The organism is Vibrio sp. SCP2 (genome assembly GCF_059295395.1).
On the sequence record NZ_JCAFVV010000009.1, the window covers coordinates 71,313 to 86,750 of the forward strand.

Below are 15,438 nucleotides of genomic sequence, written 5' to 3' on the forward strand. Positions count from 1 at the left end.
CCTATCGTTAGGAATCTGTTAGAAATTGCGTGTTTCAGCCCATGTTTACACTTCAATGCCTTGCTGTGACGGCAAGGCATTGGTACATTTAGTGCAATTTTCTATCTTCTAATTCTTTCAGGACGAGCGAAGAATATGTTCAAAAAACTTCGTGGCATATTTTCTAATGACCTATCAATCGATTTAGGTACTGCCAACACACTTATCTACGTTAAAGGACAGGGTATCGTTCTTGACGAGCCTTCAGTAGTAGCCATCCGCCAAGACCGTAACCGCGCAGGTAAAAGCGTAGCCGCTGTTGGTCATGCTGCTAAACAAATGTTGGGTCGTACTCCGGGGAACATCTCTGCTATCCGTCCAATGAAAGATGGCGTTATTGCTGACTTCTACGTGACTGAAAAAATGCTGCAGCATTTCATTAAGCAAGTACACGATAACAGCGTACTAAAACCAAGCCCTCGCGTACTGGTTTGTGTTCCTTGTGGTTCTACTCAAGTAGAGCGCCGCGCAATTCGTGAATCTGCACTGGGTGCAGGCGCGCGTGAAGTTTACCTAATTGATGAGCCTATGGCGGCAGCTATTGGTGCAGGCTTACGCGTGTCAGAGCCGACAGGTTCTATGGTGGTCGATATCGGTGGTGGTACGACTGAAGTTGCGGTTATCTCACTAAACGGCGTGGTTTACTCCTCTTCAGTTCGTATTGGCGGTGACCGCTTCGATGAAGCGATCATCAACTATGTTCGTCGTAACTACGGCAGCTTGATTGGTGAAGCAACAGCTGAAAAGATCAAACACGAGATTGGTTCTGCTTATCCAGGTGATGAAGTTGAAGAGATTGAAGTACGTGGTCGTAACCTAGCTGAAGGTGTGCCACGTAGCTTTAGCCTAAACTCAAACGAAATCCTAGAAGCGTTGCAAGAGCCACTAACAGGTATTGTGTCTGCGGTAATGGTTGCATTAGAGCAATGTCCACCAGAGCTAGCATCTGATATTTCAGAAAACGGTATGGTACTGACTGGTGGTGGTGCACTGCTTAAAGATCTTGATCGTCTGCTAACAGAAGAAACAGGCATTCCTGTTGTTATCGCTGAAGATCCACTGACGTGTGTTGCTCGTGGTGGTGGTAAGGCGCTTGAGATGATCGACATGCATGGCGGCGATCTGTTTAGCGAAGAGTAATTTGAATGATCTTGGCCTAGTGCCAAGATTGGCAAGATAAGGATCTCATATTCCATGAAGCCTATTTTTGGCCGGGGACCTTCATTACAGTTACGCCTGTTTTTTGCCGTTATTCTATCAGCCAGCCTTATGCTGGCTGATAGTCGTTTAGGCACATTTGCTCAAGTTCGTTATCTGCTTAACAGCATGGTTGCACCTATTCAGTACTTGGCGGATGTTCCTCGGGTGATGTTTGATGGCGCTTACGAGCGTTTCAATATTCGTCAAGACTATATGGAAAGCACGCGCAAACTGAAACGTGAAGTGCTGCGTCTTAAAAACGACCTGCTACTGCTTGATCAATATCGCGAAGAAAACCAAAGATTGCGTAAACTACTCGGCTCTTCATTTATTCGCGATGAGCGCAAAGTCGTAACCGAAGTGATGGCGGTAGATACGTCACCTTATCGTCATCAAGTGGTGATCGATAAAGGTCAGATTGATGGCGTTTATGTCGGTCAACCTGTTGCAAACGAGAAGGGCATTGTTGGACAAGTGACCTTTGTTTCGGCGCACAATAGTCGAGTGTTGCTGCTTACCGACAGCTTAAGTGCTATCCCGGTACAAGTGATCCGCAACGATATTCGAATCATCGCTTCCGGTACAGGTAAATCAGATCGTATTAACCTAGATCATATCCCGATCAGCTTAGATATCGAGGAAGGTGACCTACTGGTGACATCTGGTCTCGGTGGTATCTATCCTGAAGGTTTCCCAGTTGCACACGTTTCAGAAGTAGAGCGTGATACCGCACGAGAATTTGCCGTTATTGAGGCAGAACCTGTAGTCGACTTTGAACGCTTACGTTATCTACTACTTATCTGGCCGAATGATTCCCGTCAGGAGAAAATCCAGCAAGTGATACCAGAGAATCTAGAGGAACAATAGAAATGGCAAATAGCGTACTTAAAGGAAAGTTTGTCATTGCTTGTTCGTTCTTAATCGCTTTGACACTACAAACAATACCTTGGCCGGGAATGCTTGATCTGCTCCGCCCGTCATGGTTGCTGTTAGTGACCTGCTACTGGGTGCTTGCACTGCCACACCGAGTGAATGTTGGTTCTGCATTGATCTTGGGCTTGCTATGGGATCTGCTGCTTGGCTCGACACTGGGAATCCGCGGCATGATGATGTCGATTGTGATTTACCTTGTTGCGCTCAACTTCCTCGTGATCCGCAACATGGCGTTGTGGCAGCAAGCCATTTTGATTGGTGCAATGTCGATGTTGCTCGATGTGCTGATCTTCTGTGGTGAGTATCTAATCCAAGATGTGACCTTTAATCCGGTCTCGCTGTGGAGTGGTTTGATTAACTGCATTCTATGGCCTTGGATGTTCCTATTAATGCGTCGTGTAAGACGTCACTGGCATATACGATAAAAATGACTAAACCATTGATTTTGGCTTCAGGCTCGCCAAGACGTAAAGAGCTGCTTTCTCAACTTGGCTATACCTTTTCGGTGGTGAAAACCGACGTTGAAGAGTGTCGCCAATCGGGCGAGAGCGCATTTGACTATGTTTCTCGCCTAGCTAAAGACAAAGCGATGGCAGCAGTAGAGCTTGAGCCAAATTCAGTGGTTATCGGATCTGATACGATTGTGGTTTGCGATCAACAGGTATTGGAAAAGCCAGATGATTTAGCGCATGCTAAACAAATGCTAATGGCGCTCTCGGGCAGAGCGCATCAAGTGATGACAGCTGTGACTGTCGCCACCAAAGAAATTCAAGAAACTGTAGTGGTATCTACAGACGTATGGTTCAAGACCCTGTCAGAGCAAGAAATAGAACAATACTGGCACACGGGCGAACCTTGCGATAAGGCTGGTAGTTATGGAATTCAAGGATTGGGCGGACGATTTGTAACTCGCATTGAAGGCAGTTACTACGCAGTCGTTGGCTTGCCTCTGTATGAAACTGACCAGCTCTTGCACAAATTCTTATAATTAAAATTTGAGGTACTCTTATGAGTGCAGAGTTGATTATCAACGTGACCCCGAGTGAAACTCGCGTGGCCATGATTGAAGGGGGAACCCTACAAGAGATCCATGTTGAACGTGAAGCAAAACGCGGAATTGTTGGGAATATTTATAAAGGTAAGGTCAGTCGAGTCTTACCGGGTATGCAGGCTGCTTTTGTCGATATTGGGCTAGAAAAAGCTGCGTTTCTTCACGCGTCAGATATCGTTCCTCATACTGAGTGTGTGGCTGAAAATGAAAAACAGCAGTTTCAGGTGCGTGATATCTCTGAGCTCGTTCGTCAGGGACAAGATATTGTTGTTCAGGTGGTTAAAGATCCACTTGGCACAAAGGGCGCACGCCTGACAACCGATATTACTCTACCTTCTCGTTACCTGGTGTTTATGCCTGGCGCGAGCCATGTCGGCGTATCACAACGAATTGAAAGTGAGCAAGAGCGCAACCGTCTTAAAAAGGTGGTAGGTGAGTATTGTGACGAAAATGGTGGCTTTATTATTCGTACTGCCGCTGAAGGTGCTGACGAGAAAGAATTGTCACAAGATGCCGCTTTCTTGAAACGCTTGTGGTCAAAGGTGATTGAACGCCGCAGTAAGTATAAAACCCGCGCGACTTTGTATGGTGAGCTAGGCCTGTCACAGCGTATCTTACGTGACTTTGTCGGCACCGAGCTCAATAAGATCCTTGTTGACTCACGCCTCGAATTTGAAAACCTCAAAGAGTTCACTTCGGAATATGTTCCTGAGCTGACAGAAAAACTTGAGCTTTATGAAGGTGATAAACCTATCTTCGATATGTACGACACCGAGAACGAAATCCAACGTTCTCTTGAGCGTAAAGTAGAGCTTAAGTCTGGTGGGTATTTGATTATCGACCAAACTGAAGCGATGACGACGGTCGATATTAACACCGGAGCGTTTGTTGGTCGTCGTAACCTAGAAGAGACCATTTTCAACACCAATATTGAAGCGACTCAAGCGATTGCTCGCCAACTAAGGCTACGTAATCTTGGCGGAATCATCATCATCGACTTTATCGATATGGCTTCTGATGAGCACCGTGAGCGTGTACTTACTTCATTAGCGACCGCACTGGATAAAGACAGAGTTAAAACCAATATCAATGGCTTTACTCAGCTTGGTTTAGTCGAGATGACACGTAAGCGCACCCGTGAAAGCATTGAACATATTCTTTGTTCGACTTGTCCAACATGTGAAGGGCGAGGTAGTGTCAAAACGGTGGAATCAGTCTGTTACGAAATCTTGCGTGAGATTACGCGTGTTAATCGCGCCTATGACGCTGACAAGTTTGTCGTCTATGCATCTCCTGCAGTCGCTGACACGCTACAAGGTGATGAATCTCATGCCCTGGCTGAACTTGAAGTGTTTATTGGCAAGCAGGTCAAAATCCAAGCTGAGCCACTCTATATTCAAGAGCAATTTGATGTTGTGATGATGTAAAGGTTGTTTGTGATTTCAACAGCGACTCGGCTTATTCGATTACTACTTTGGCTTACCGTTACTGCTTTGGTCATTTTGGCTATAGCAGTAACGGCGATGCGTATCGCGCTACCTCAACTCAACCATTTTCAGCCCCAAATTCAAAGTTGGATTAACCAAGGAACAGGGCTTGAATTTGAGGTTGCTGAAATTAAAGGCTTTTGGCGCAATACGCACCCATCCCTTTCACTGCAACAGGTAAAAGCTAAGACGCCCGCAAGCAGTGGTATTCATTTTTCAGCCGATAAAGTTGAAGTTGAACTCGACCTTATTCAATCTTTGCTTCAACAACAGCCCGTCGTTGCGGATCTTAATATTTACCAACTCAATCTAGATATCACATCGGTTGAGTGGATAAACACCGACAGTGATGAAACGCCTCAACTGCAGCCTCAAGGCGAGCAGAAGGGTGTCATGCAACAGCTTGATCAGTTATTGCTACGTCAACTTGATGACTTTTCTTTAACTGAATCCAAGATACATTTCTTAGGTATTGATGGCTCTGACCGCGAACTCGATATTAAAAGGTTACGTTGGCAAAACAATGGCCGCCATCACCTTGCAGATGGTGAAGTCAGTCTTGCCCATAGCAATTTGAATTCAGCAGAAGTCAAAGCGAACTTCATTGACCACGGCTCGCTAAAAGAAGTCAGTGGTGAATTTTATCTCTCAGTGCAAAATGTGCTGATCACGCCTTGGTTAACTAAGTTTATTAAAAGTGAATCTGGCATAGATAAGGGGCAAATTAGCTTCAGTAGCTGGCTTACCTTAAAGCATAGCCAACCTACCAGTGCCTACTTGGAGTTCGATTCATCTGAGCTCAGTTGGCAGGAAGGGCGGCAGCACGAGCTATGGTTAGATTCAGGTGTTGTTGAGTTAGAGCCTTATAAAAATGGCTGGCAAGTCAATGCTCACTCACTAAGCTTTACCACTGATGAGACTAAATGGCCTGACCTTGATATCGCCTTTGACTGGCAGCCCGATGAGTGGCGTTTAAATGTTTCGCAACTCGACATTGCAGCGATTACGCCTTTAGTTAAGTTAGCGCCAAACTCCAAACCCACGACGGATTTCCTTAAATCGCTCGCTATTGGTGGTTCGATTGAAGATGTCAGAGTATCGATGGGGGATGGTCTAGAAAGCCTTAAATACTCGGCACAGCTTTCCAATGCCTCGATGACGCAATGGGAGCTTCTACCTGGTCTTAATCATTTATCGGCTTCCGTGTCTGGCGACCTGCAACAAGCCAAAGCCAAAGTGACCTTAATTGACGATGTGCTTCCTTATGGCGATGTCTTCCAAGCCCCGCTCAATATCAAGCAAGGGCAAGTGGATATTGTTTGGCAAAATAGTGAATCAGGTTGGAGCTTGTGGGCAGATAAAGTCACCGCAGCGACTCCAGATTTGCAGGTTTTGGGTGCCTTTAAGTTAGATTTCCCTACAGACAAAAGCCCGTTCTTATCTTTTTACGCAGAAGCTGACTTATATAATGCCGCTGAAACTTGGCGCTATCTGCCGACTCTGGCACTTGGTCGTGATCTTACTGACTATCTAAGCACTGCGATTCAAGGCGGTAAAGTTAATACGGCCAAATTGCTTTGGTACGGCGAGTTAGGTGATTTTCCTTATCACAATAATGACGGAATGTTCCAAGCATGGGTAGGCTTAAAGCAAGCCAAGTTTAGCTTTGATACCGCTTGGCCGCCGATCACAGACCTGCGACTGGATCTGCTGTTCCAGAATGACGCCATGCATCTTGATTCGCGCAGCGCAACCCTGATGGATGTGAAAGCTAAACGTATTACTGGTCGTATTCCAGAATTAGCAGAAGGTGGGCACATTGAAATAGAAGCGCAGGCTGTTGCTCAAGGCAATGCAGTGCGTGACTACATGACGGCTTCTCCTTTGGTTGATTCTGTTGGTGCTGCTCTAACGGCGGTGCAAGTCGACGGACGAGTGGAGTCTAGCTTCCAGCTTAACATTCCATTTAGCGAAGATCAGGAAGCAAGAGCTTGGGGATACGCGGATCTGAAAGACAACCATGTCACTATTGATGCTCCGCCAATGACACTAGAGAAAGTCTCGGGTCGAGTGGAATTTGATAATGATGTTGTCAGTGCTGCTGGCTTGTCTGCTGGGCTACTTAACCAACCCGTGTCGATCGATTTCCAAGGTGAAAATATCGACCAAGGCTATGGTGTTGCGATTGATGTTGTTGGTGACTGGGAAGTTGAGCCTCTGGTTCCTTATCTAGGTAAGCAATGGCTTGAGCCACTGAATGGTCACGCTCCGTGGAGTATGGATGTGGACATTCAGCTCAACGATGTTGGATTCACCTATCAAATCAATACTGAAGCGGACCTCAAGTATTTGGCGAGTGACTTCCCTGCACCGCTAAGTAAATCGGCTGGCGTCTCTGGTAGGGCTCGGCTTGAAGCATCCGGTAATCAAGAGAGCATTACTGCCCGAGTCCAGTTGCCGAATTTTAAATATCAAACCGAAATAGATATTCGACCTGATGTCCCTGTCTTAACTGATACTTATTTATTATTAGGTAAAGGTAGCTTTAAGATAAGCCCAGTTGCCGGTCATCAAGCAAAAGTGGTGGTTGATGAGCTCGATTTGGATAAGTGGCTCGAGCGTTTCGCCGTTGAAGAAGGGCCTTCTGAAGCCCTTGTTGCGCAGATGAACACGCCACAGATTCCATTGCCAACTCGAGTTGACCTTGATGCTAAAGAGCTCACTCTAGGTACAATTGACTGGAACGATGTCGATTTTAGTGCCAAGCGGAAGGGGCTTGGCTGGTACATGAACTTAGATAGTCAAGAAGCAAAAGGTGAAGCCAGCTATATTGAGCCGTATGATCTCTCGGTCTCTTTAGAGCGTTTACACGTCTACATTCCCGCGCTAGATAAAGAATACAAAGACAAGGGCATGTTTGAGCCGGAAAACAACGACGCGCCTCTTATCAGTCATTTTGAACGGACTTTCCATGAGCAGATTCCAAATATCACTTTAGCGATCAATGACTTTTGGTTACAAGGATACAAAGTAGGCAAAACTCACCTTGATTTACAACGTCAGGGCGAGAAGTTGGAATGGAAGAAGCTGACCTTTGAGAGCGGTGCAAACAAAGTCGATATGAAAGGCTGGTGGCGGATGAGTGAAACCGAAAGCCACACCAAATTCGATGTTGAAATGTCCGGTGAAAATAACAGTGATGTAATGGAGCGTTTCGGTATTACATCAGGTATTCAGCGTGCGCCGTTTGAAATCAGTACTCAGCTGGAATGGGATGGATCTCCATGGTCTGGCAAGGTAGATACGCTCAATGGTGAAGTGTCGACTAAGCTAGGTAAGGGGATGATTTCTGATGTCAGCGGAGCAGCGCGCTTGCTTGGGATCTTTAGCCTAGATTCGATTATCCGTAAGATGCAGCTCGATTTCAGTGATGTATTTGATAAAGGGATGGCGTTTAATTCAATTACAGGTAGTGGCTCAATCCGTAATGGTATTTTCTTAACTAACGATATCAAGATGGATGCGGTTGCCGGTGAAATGAATATCAAAGGGCTAGCTAACCTTAACTCTCGTACTGTTGATGCAGAAGTTAAGTTTACGCCAGATATTACCTCTGGTATTCCGGTATTAACCGCCTTTGCGGTGACTCCTCAAACCGCGCTGTATGTGTTGGCAATTACTACGGTTATTTCGCCTGTCGTTGAAGTCTTTACTCAGGTTAACTACGAAGTAAAAGGACCGCTTGATTCACCAGTGGTTAAAGAACTCTCACGTAGTAAAGGGGAGTTTAAACTACCGGGATCTCTACGCGAATCGACTAAGTAAGGAATAGAACTCATGGAACGAGTAGGGTTAATTCAAATGACCTCAGGGCCAAATCCAAGTGAGAATTTGGCCTATATCCGTCAACAAGTGACGACCTTAGCCGAACAGGGTGCGAAGTTTATCGTGACACCTGAAAACGCATTAGTGTTTGGCAGTCGTAAAGATTATCACCAATCAGCAGAGCCGATTGAAGGTGGAGAATTGCAAACTGCACTCTCTGAAGTTGCGCGAGAGCATGCGGTTTGGTTGGTCATTGGCAGTATGCCTATTCAACGAGAGAAAGGCGTTACGACAACCAGCTTACTCTATTCTCCCGAAGGTAAGTTAGTAGCTGAATATGACAAACTGCATATGTTTGATGTCGATGTAGCTGACGGTCACAAACGCTATCGAGAGTCAGAAACCTTTACGCCTGGCTCTGACGTCGTTTCTTATCCTACTCCATTCGCCCATATTGGTTTGAGTATCTGTTATGATGTACGTTTTCCGAGTTTGTATAGTGAGCTAGCTCGCTTAGGTGCTAACGTGATGCTAGTACCCGCCGCTTTCACTGCGGTGACCGGTAAAGCGCACTGGGAAACCTTACTTCGTGCCCGTGCGATTGAAACTCAATCTTGGTTGATTGCCGTCAACCAAGTCGGGACTCATCCTTGCGGAAGAGAAACGTGGGGACACTCTATGGTTATCTCTCCATGGGGAGAAGTGATCGCGACTCTTGCCGATCAAACAAGCAATTTATTGGTCGATATCGACTTAAGCCAAGTACAAGAATTAAGAGCTGCGATGCCAGTGGGTCAGCATGCTCGATTCAGCAACCAGTTACAAAATTAAGAGCAAAGTATGACAATAAATCATGTAGAAGATGCGTTGCTAAAGCCAGCCGGACTTAGTGAACAAGATATTGCTGATACGCTAGCGAGTATTGCGACTCGCCAAATTGATTATGCAGATATCTACTTTCAGTCGAGCTGGCATGAATCTCTAGTGCTAGAAGACAGCATTATTAAAGATGGCTCTTTCAACATTGATCGTGGTGTCGGTGTTCGTGCTGTCACTGGCGAGAAAACCGGCTTTGCCTATTCAGACCAAATCCAACTTGAAGGTTTGACCCAAAGCGCCATTGCTGCTCGCGGTATTGCCCAACAAGGTCAGAATGGTCAAGTACAGGCGTTTAAGCGTAGCGATAATCAAAGTTACTATGCGGCTGCTAACCCACTAGAGAGCTGGGAGAAAGAGCAGAAGACTCAATTGCTTAAAGAACTTGATGCGTATATTCGTACCAAAGAGCCATTGATTAAAGAAGTCTCCATTAGTTTAAGCGGTGTGCATGAGCAAATGCTCGTTGCAGCAACTGATGGCACTTATGCTGGCGATGTGCGCCCACTTGTGCGCTTGTCAATCAGCGTGCTGGCTCAAAAAGGTGACCGTCGTGAACGTGGTAGTTCTGGTGGCGGTGGTCGATTTGGTTACGACTTCTTCCTCACTGAAGAAGAGGGCGCTAAAGTCGCTTATCACTACGCAGACGAAGCGATCCGCATGGCGTTAGTTAATCTGGAAGCGGATGCCGCTCCTGCTGGCATGATGCCTGTGGTTCTCGGCTCTGGTTGGCCGGGAGTATTACTGCATGAGGCCGTCGGCCACGGACTTGAAGGTGACTTTAACCGTAAAGAGTCTTCGGTATTTAGTGGTAAAGTCGGTGAGAAAGTGACCTCTGAGCTTTGTACTATTGTTGATGACGGTACATTGAAAGATCTGCGTGGTTCGTTAAATGTTGATGATGAAGGCGTCAATGGTCAATACAACACCTTAATTGAAAATGGTGTACTCAAAGGGTACATGCAGGACAAGCTCAATGCTCGTTTGATGAGCGTGAACCCAACCGGTAATGGTCGCCGCGAGTCTTATGCGCATTTACCTATGCCGCGTATGACTAACACCTACATGTTGCCAGGTCAGCACACGCCAGAAGAGATCATCTCAACGGTTAAGAAAGGCTTGTATGCGCCAAATTTCGGCGGTGGTCAGGTTGACATTACTTCAGGTAAGTTTGTGTTCTCAGCTTCTGAAGCTTACTTGATTGAAGACGGCAAAATTACTCGTCCAGTCAAAGGCGCAACATTGATTGGCTCTGGCATTGAAGCCATGCAGCAAGTCTCTATGGTCGGTAATGACCTCAGCATCGATCGCGGCGTCGGTGTATGTGGTAAAGCAGGCCAGAGTGTCCCTGTCGGTGTTGGTCAGCCAACGCTCAAGCTAGATTCTATCACCGTCGGTGGTACGGAGTAGGGGAAGGAAGGGAACGCTTTGCTATGGAAAACGGGAACGGGCTACGCCCTATGGAGCGCTTCGCTTCTCGAAAGCGCGTAAGTGATTCCCTTTGACAAAGCTAGCGTTGATTTTTAGCGCAGTTAGTAAATGCTAGTTATCTAGCTATCCGTCATTCCATAGAACGACGAAGGAGTGAGTAGGGAATCTCAACAGCTTCTCGACTCACTGCAAGAGATCCCCAACTCGCTCGTCCCTCACTCTCGGGGATGACACTTTAATTAATTGAAAATAAAAGGGTTGGCACACAGTGCCAACCCTTTAAAGTTTCTCCAGCTCTCCAGCTCTCCAGCTCTCCAGCTCTCCAGCTCTCCAGCTCTCCAGCTCTCCAGCTCTCCAGCTCTCCGTAGGGCGAAGCCCGTTCCCGCATCCAGTTTCCCTAGATGCCATCCCTTTCAATCGGACAGCTCATACAACGAGCGCCACCACGGCCGCGGCCTAGTTCATTGCCTGGAATGGTAAGTACCTTGATACCCGCTTTATCATACTTTTCGTTGGTGTAGACGTTACGTTCATAACCAATGACAACGCCTGGTTTCACGGTTAATACGTTGTTGGCATCATTCCATTGCTCACGCTCAGCTTCGTAGCTGTCGCCGCCTGTGGTAATGATCTTAAGGTAATCCAAGCCCAGTGCTTCTTCAATCGCATGGATAAAGCTTGGTACTTTCTCAACTTTCATATCGCCGTCATCTTTCGGAGTCAGACGCCAAGTGTTGAGGTCTTTACGCATGATCTCTGGATAAACCGAGAAAGTATCAATATCCATATGAGTCATTACGGTGTCTAAGTGCATGCATGAACGGTGCTTAGGCAATTCGATAGCGATAACTTGCTTAGCTTGACCATGTTTAAACAGGCTAGCGGCTAGGTTCTCAACACCTTGCGCAGTGGTACGTTCCGACATACCGACTAGAACAGCGCCTTTACCAATAACGAGTACGTCACCGCCCTCAATATTAGCGTTGTCGTAGTGCAGGTCTTCATCACCGAAGTACTTAATGAAATCTTGGCCTGCAAATACTGGATGCCAACGATAGATGGCGCGTAAGTGGTTAGTTTCACGCTGACGAGCAGGTTTCATCATTGGGTTAAGTGACACACCACCATAGACCCAACAAGATGTATCACGGGTAAACAGATGGTTAGGAAGAGGTTCAATCACGAAATCCAATGGGCGATGCATACGCGGCAGCATTGAAGATGATTGAATCGGTAGCTCTGAATATGCCAAACCGCCAAGCAATACGGTTGCTAGGTGCTCGTTGTCCATTTCAGACAGGTAATGACGTAAGTCTTTAGCAAAGGTAGGACCGTAACGGAAATCTGAAATCTGGGTGTTGAGGAGCCAAGTTTTCGCCTCATCAACAGCAAGAGTTTCCACAAGTAGGTCGTGAAGCAGTAAAACTTCAACGTCTTGGCTACGTAAGGTTTCGGCAAACTTGTCGTGCTCTTCACCCGCGGCTTCAACCGCTAACACGTCGTCAAATAAGAGTTCATGACAGTTCGATGGGGTTAAGTGTGTGAGTGCGCGCTCTGGACGATTTAATAGTACTCGTCTGAGTTGACCAACTTCTGAGCCTACGTACAACTTACTCATTTTGTATCCTTACAATTAGTTCCAGAGCGTATTTATGACAAGTTTGTTATAAAGATGCAAGTCGATTAATTGGATGAGTTGTCTAATAACTGTAAGTAAATTAGTTTAAAGCTCTGTGTTTGGTGTCGTTTATGAATGATTTTAATATTTTGTATTTATCGTTGATTGCTGACTAAGTTGCGTCGCTATGCGGTCAGTTTTTGCTGCTCATTTGCCCATTTTTGGTCATCGAGAGCATAGCTATGCAGAATTTTAGTGCTTTGGTTGAGATTAGTATGGGTTTTATGCAATTACCCTCTTTAGGGCTCTATGCACAGCCTTAAGATAAAAACGCACTTACTTTGATTAAAGAGAAGATGTATCAATTGAGAGAAAATGCTGAATCGCTCCCATGATAAAAAATTGTTAATTTCTCTACTTGAGCAGCGGATCTGACTTGATCTAAGTTGAAGTGCAAAAGAAAGATCAGGATCGAACTACATTCTGGGTAGTAATTTGCTTGGATCCATGCGATATTTCGTCGCGGTAAATTATGATCAACTTTGTCACTATCTGGAGCACAACATATGTCTCACGAAGATGAATATCTATCTGTTGAAGAATTAATTGAGATTCAAAAGGAAGAGACTCGCGAAATCATCCAAGCCTTATTAGAAGACGGCAGTGATCCAGATGCGCTGTACGAAATTGAGCACCATCTGTTCGCTGAAGATTTTAACACGCTAGAGAAAGCCGTTGTTGAAGCCTTCAAGATGGGTTTCGAAGTACTTGAAGCAGAAGAGACAGAAGATGAAGACGGCAATAAGCTACTTTGCTGTGATGCAACTATGGAATCTGCTCTAAACCCTGAAGCAATTGACGCTCAAGTTGAAAAGCTTGTCCACCTTGCTGAAAAGTTCGACATTATTTATGACGGTTGGGGTACCTACTATGAAGGTGAAGATGCCCTTTACCCAGAAGAAGATGACGAAGAGTAATTTCGTCTTTTCATCCGTTTTTTTAAATACCAGCCAATCGGCTGGTATTTTTATTTTGTCTTAAACCACTTATATCTTTTCTTGTCGAGTTGCCATTATAATCAGGCAACTTTGATCTAGGACAAGATTTAGATATATGGAACTCTCCCTTGCAGGCCTTTGGCAACTGTCACCTTTGACCGATTTATCTATCCCTCAGGATGATATTACTTTTCCTGCACCGCTAAGCCAGGTACTACCTGATTCCTTATCTGAATCTGACATTGTTGCACAAGAATGGCACCTCATGCATGACATTGAGGTCGATGAAGCCATGCTGGCTTTTCCATCCGTTGATCTGATCATGTCTGGTGTCGATTATCACGCTGAAGTTCGTATTAACGGTGTTGCGGTCTTCGATTGCGATCAGACTCAAGCAGAATACAAGAAAGATATCCGCCCATATCTGCAGATGGGGCGAAATCGTTTTGAAGTTCTCTTTCTACAAGAAGATGAGGATTGGCTACTCGGTGAAGAAGAGGGCCAAGAACTTTGCCAACTTGGCGCGCCTGAATATCACAAGCATGATGAACGCCTAGGCATCTGGCATGTCCCACGACTTCAGTTCATTCGCAATGTCCGCCTAGAGCACGTGACCACTGAGCAAATTTGGCACCATGGTGGTGGCTGTGAGTTTTTGGTCGATCTGCACTACAAGACTTACTCTCCCGGCTTGGTTTCCGCATCGGTCAAGTTTAATGGTATGACTTACCACCTACCTATTGATGTGCGAGACACTCATGCGAGTGCACTGTTTCAGATTGAAGCGCCTATCTATGCCGATAACGAAAACCCCAAGATCGAAGACTTGTACTTGCTTGAGGTGACTCTCGATGGTCAAACCCAACGTTTTCACATTGGGCTAAGTAAAGATATGTGTGTCTCTCACTATCCGCTTTAAGCGTGAGCACAGCCCCAGTGGTGAGTATTCTGCTGCTTGCGTAGCCAAACCTTTTCGTGAAAATAGTAGGCAACAGTATTAATTGAAGGCTCGATGGCTGCCATGATGCCGCCGACAAACGCATCGCCAGTCATCAGATAAACCACACCAAACGCGACACTAAAGTGAACAATGGCAAAGCTAGTGGTTTTGATTTTTGCCGAGCGAGATAAATTGGACAGTAACTTACTCTGTGACCACACGCGCTCATGGATGTAGAAAGCGACTGTGTTGACTGACGGTTCAATCATAGCGATAAGGCTACCAATCAGAATATCACCAGTCAGTAAGTAGGCGACTGTAAATGCAATCGTAAAGTGAATGGTTGCGAATGTGATTGTTTTCTTCATCTTGATAACCCGTGTAATGTCTTGCGATAGGGTTATTATTGAGAATTATTCGCACTAAGTGAAATGGCTTGTTTCAATACAATTAATAGTTAATACCTATTAAAAAGGCGCTCATCGAGCGCCTTTTTGTTAAGTTTACTATTTTATGAGCCTTGTGGCTTGACGACCAAGACATTAATCGGTGAATTCTGTACCACTTTACTGGCAACCGAACCAAGTACGACTTTATCAATCTTAGAGCGCTTATGGCTTGGCATCACAATTAGATCCGCGCCTAGTTTTTCGGCGAAGTCTAAAATGGTCGAGTAAGGTTTACCTTCCGCAACATGAACTTTGTACACCACATCTTCATCGATATGCTTAACCGCAAAGTCTTTCAACTGACTTTCGACATCGGCTTTCATTTTTAGCGCAGCGTCTTTTGGGAAGTAGGTTGCGACCATCGACATATGAATGCCAGGCAGCACATTAAGTAAGTGTACTTCAGCATTGGAGTGCTTAGCATGCCAAACGGCTAGCTCGACTGCTTTATCTGAGAAACCTTTGTCATTGAGATCGACTGGAACAAGAATTTGCTTATACATTGTTATCTCTCTTTTTCGTCACCTGTTGCTACTGACAACAGGCGATGTTAATGCATCCTTAGTTTAAGTGTAGCCCCACATACAATGC

13 protein-coding genes are annotated in these 15,438 nt (G+C 45.6%); 10 read left to right on the forward strand and 3 right to left on the reverse strand.

From position 1 onward, the window contains the following. The first annotated feature begins 135 nt into the window (after positions 1 to 135). From AC5O63_RS19015 to tldD, 8 genes are read left to right on the forward strand one after another with little or no spacing between them, the layout of a single operon-like run. Positions 136 to 1,179 carry a rod shape-determining protein gene (locus AC5O63_RS19015; protein WP_004747218.1) on the forward strand — a complete coding sequence of 348 codons (1,044 nt, stop codon included), beginning with the start codon at positions 136 to 138 and terminating at the stop codon, positions 1,177 to 1,179. A gap of 54 nt (positions 1,180 to 1,233) precedes the next feature. Next, a complete protein-coding gene (gene mreC, locus AC5O63_RS19020; RefSeq protein ID WP_494505928.1) occupies positions 1,234 to 2,106 on the forward strand; it encodes a rod shape-determining protein MreC in 873 nt (290 codons plus the stop codon). 2 nt (positions 2,107 to 2,108) lie between these two features. Continuing rightward, complete coding sequence (gene mreD / locus AC5O63_RS19025; RefSeq protein WP_486787251.1) at positions 2,109 to 2,597, forward strand: rod shape-determining protein MreD; 489 nt, start codon at positions 2,109 to 2,111, stop codon at positions 2,595 to 2,597. Between the two features lie 2 nt (positions 2,598 to 2,599). Then, positions 2,600 to 3,160: a Maf family protein gene (locus tag AC5O63_RS19030; protein ID WP_171324939.1), complete on the forward strand. Its 561-nt coding sequence runs from the start codon at positions 2,600 to 2,602 to the stop codon at positions 3,158 to 3,160. Positions 3,161 to 3,180: 20 nt separating this feature from the next. After that, positions 3,181 to 4,650 (forward strand): ribonuclease G, encoded by a 1,470-nt coding sequence (gene rng, locus AC5O63_RS19035; protein ID WP_494505929.1) that lies wholly within the window; start codon positions 3,181 to 3,183, stop codon positions 4,648 to 4,650. 9 nt (positions 4,651 to 4,659) lie between these two features. Then, entirely contained in the window at positions 4,660 to 8,535 is a 3,876-nt protein-coding gene (locus AC5O63_RS19040) for a YhdP family protein (RefSeq protein ID WP_494505930.1), read from the forward strand. A 12-nt stretch (positions 8,536 to 8,547) separates the two neighbouring features. Beyond that, a complete protein-coding gene (locus tag AC5O63_RS19045) occupies positions 8,548 to 9,366 on the forward strand; it encodes a carbon-nitrogen hydrolase family protein (RefSeq protein WP_494505931.1) in 819 nt (272 codons plus the stop codon). A 9-nt stretch (positions 9,367 to 9,375) separates the two neighbouring features. Beyond that, on the forward strand, positions 9,376 to 10,821 hold the full coding sequence (gene tldD, locus AC5O63_RS19050; RefSeq protein WP_494505932.1) for a metalloprotease TldD: 1,446 nt from the start codon (positions 9,376 to 9,378) through the stop codon (positions 10,819 to 10,821). A gap of 418 nt (positions 10,822 to 11,239) precedes the next feature. On the opposite strand, the gene arcA is transcribed toward tldD, so the two are convergent. Next, positions 11,240 to 12,460: an arginine deiminase gene (gene arcA / locus AC5O63_RS19055; RefSeq protein WP_004747231.1), complete on the reverse strand. Its 1,221-nt coding sequence runs from the start codon at positions 12,458 to 12,460 to the stop codon at positions 11,240 to 11,242. A 566-nt stretch (positions 12,461 to 13,026) separates the two neighbouring features. Here arcA and rraB point away from each other — a divergent pair. Continuing rightward, the gene (gene rraB / locus AC5O63_RS19060; protein WP_494505933.1) at positions 13,027 to 13,437 is read left to right on the forward strand and encodes a ribonuclease E inhibitor RraB; all 411 of its coding nucleotides are present in this window, start codon (positions 13,027 to 13,029) and stop codon (positions 13,435 to 13,437) included. 136 nt (positions 13,438 to 13,573) lie between these two features. Continuing rightward, the gene (locus AC5O63_RS19065; RefSeq protein ID WP_494505934.1) at positions 13,574 to 14,377 is read left to right on the forward strand and encodes a glycosyl hydrolase 2 galactose-binding domain-containing protein; all 804 of its coding nucleotides are present in this window, start codon (positions 13,574 to 13,576) and stop codon (positions 14,375 to 14,377) included. Here AC5O63_RS19065 and AC5O63_RS19070 read toward each other — a convergent pair. Together AC5O63_RS19070 and AC5O63_RS19075 are read right to left on the reverse strand one after the other, a co-directional pair. Next, positions 14,374 to 14,766: a DUF2061 domain-containing protein gene (locus AC5O63_RS19070; RefSeq protein ID WP_494505935.1), complete on the reverse strand. Its 393-nt coding sequence runs from the start codon at positions 14,764 to 14,766 to the stop codon at positions 14,374 to 14,376. The two genes, AC5O63_RS19065 and AC5O63_RS19070, sit on opposite strands and share 4 nt — an antisense overlap. Positions 14,767 to 14,909: 143 nt before the next feature. Next, positions 14,910 to 15,350 carry a universal stress protein gene (locus AC5O63_RS19075; RefSeq protein ID WP_004747240.1) on the reverse strand — a complete coding sequence of 147 codons (441 nt, stop codon included), beginning with the start codon at positions 15,348 to 15,350 and terminating at the stop codon, positions 14,910 to 14,912. Between the last annotated feature and the right edge of the window lie 88 nt (positions 15,351 to 15,438).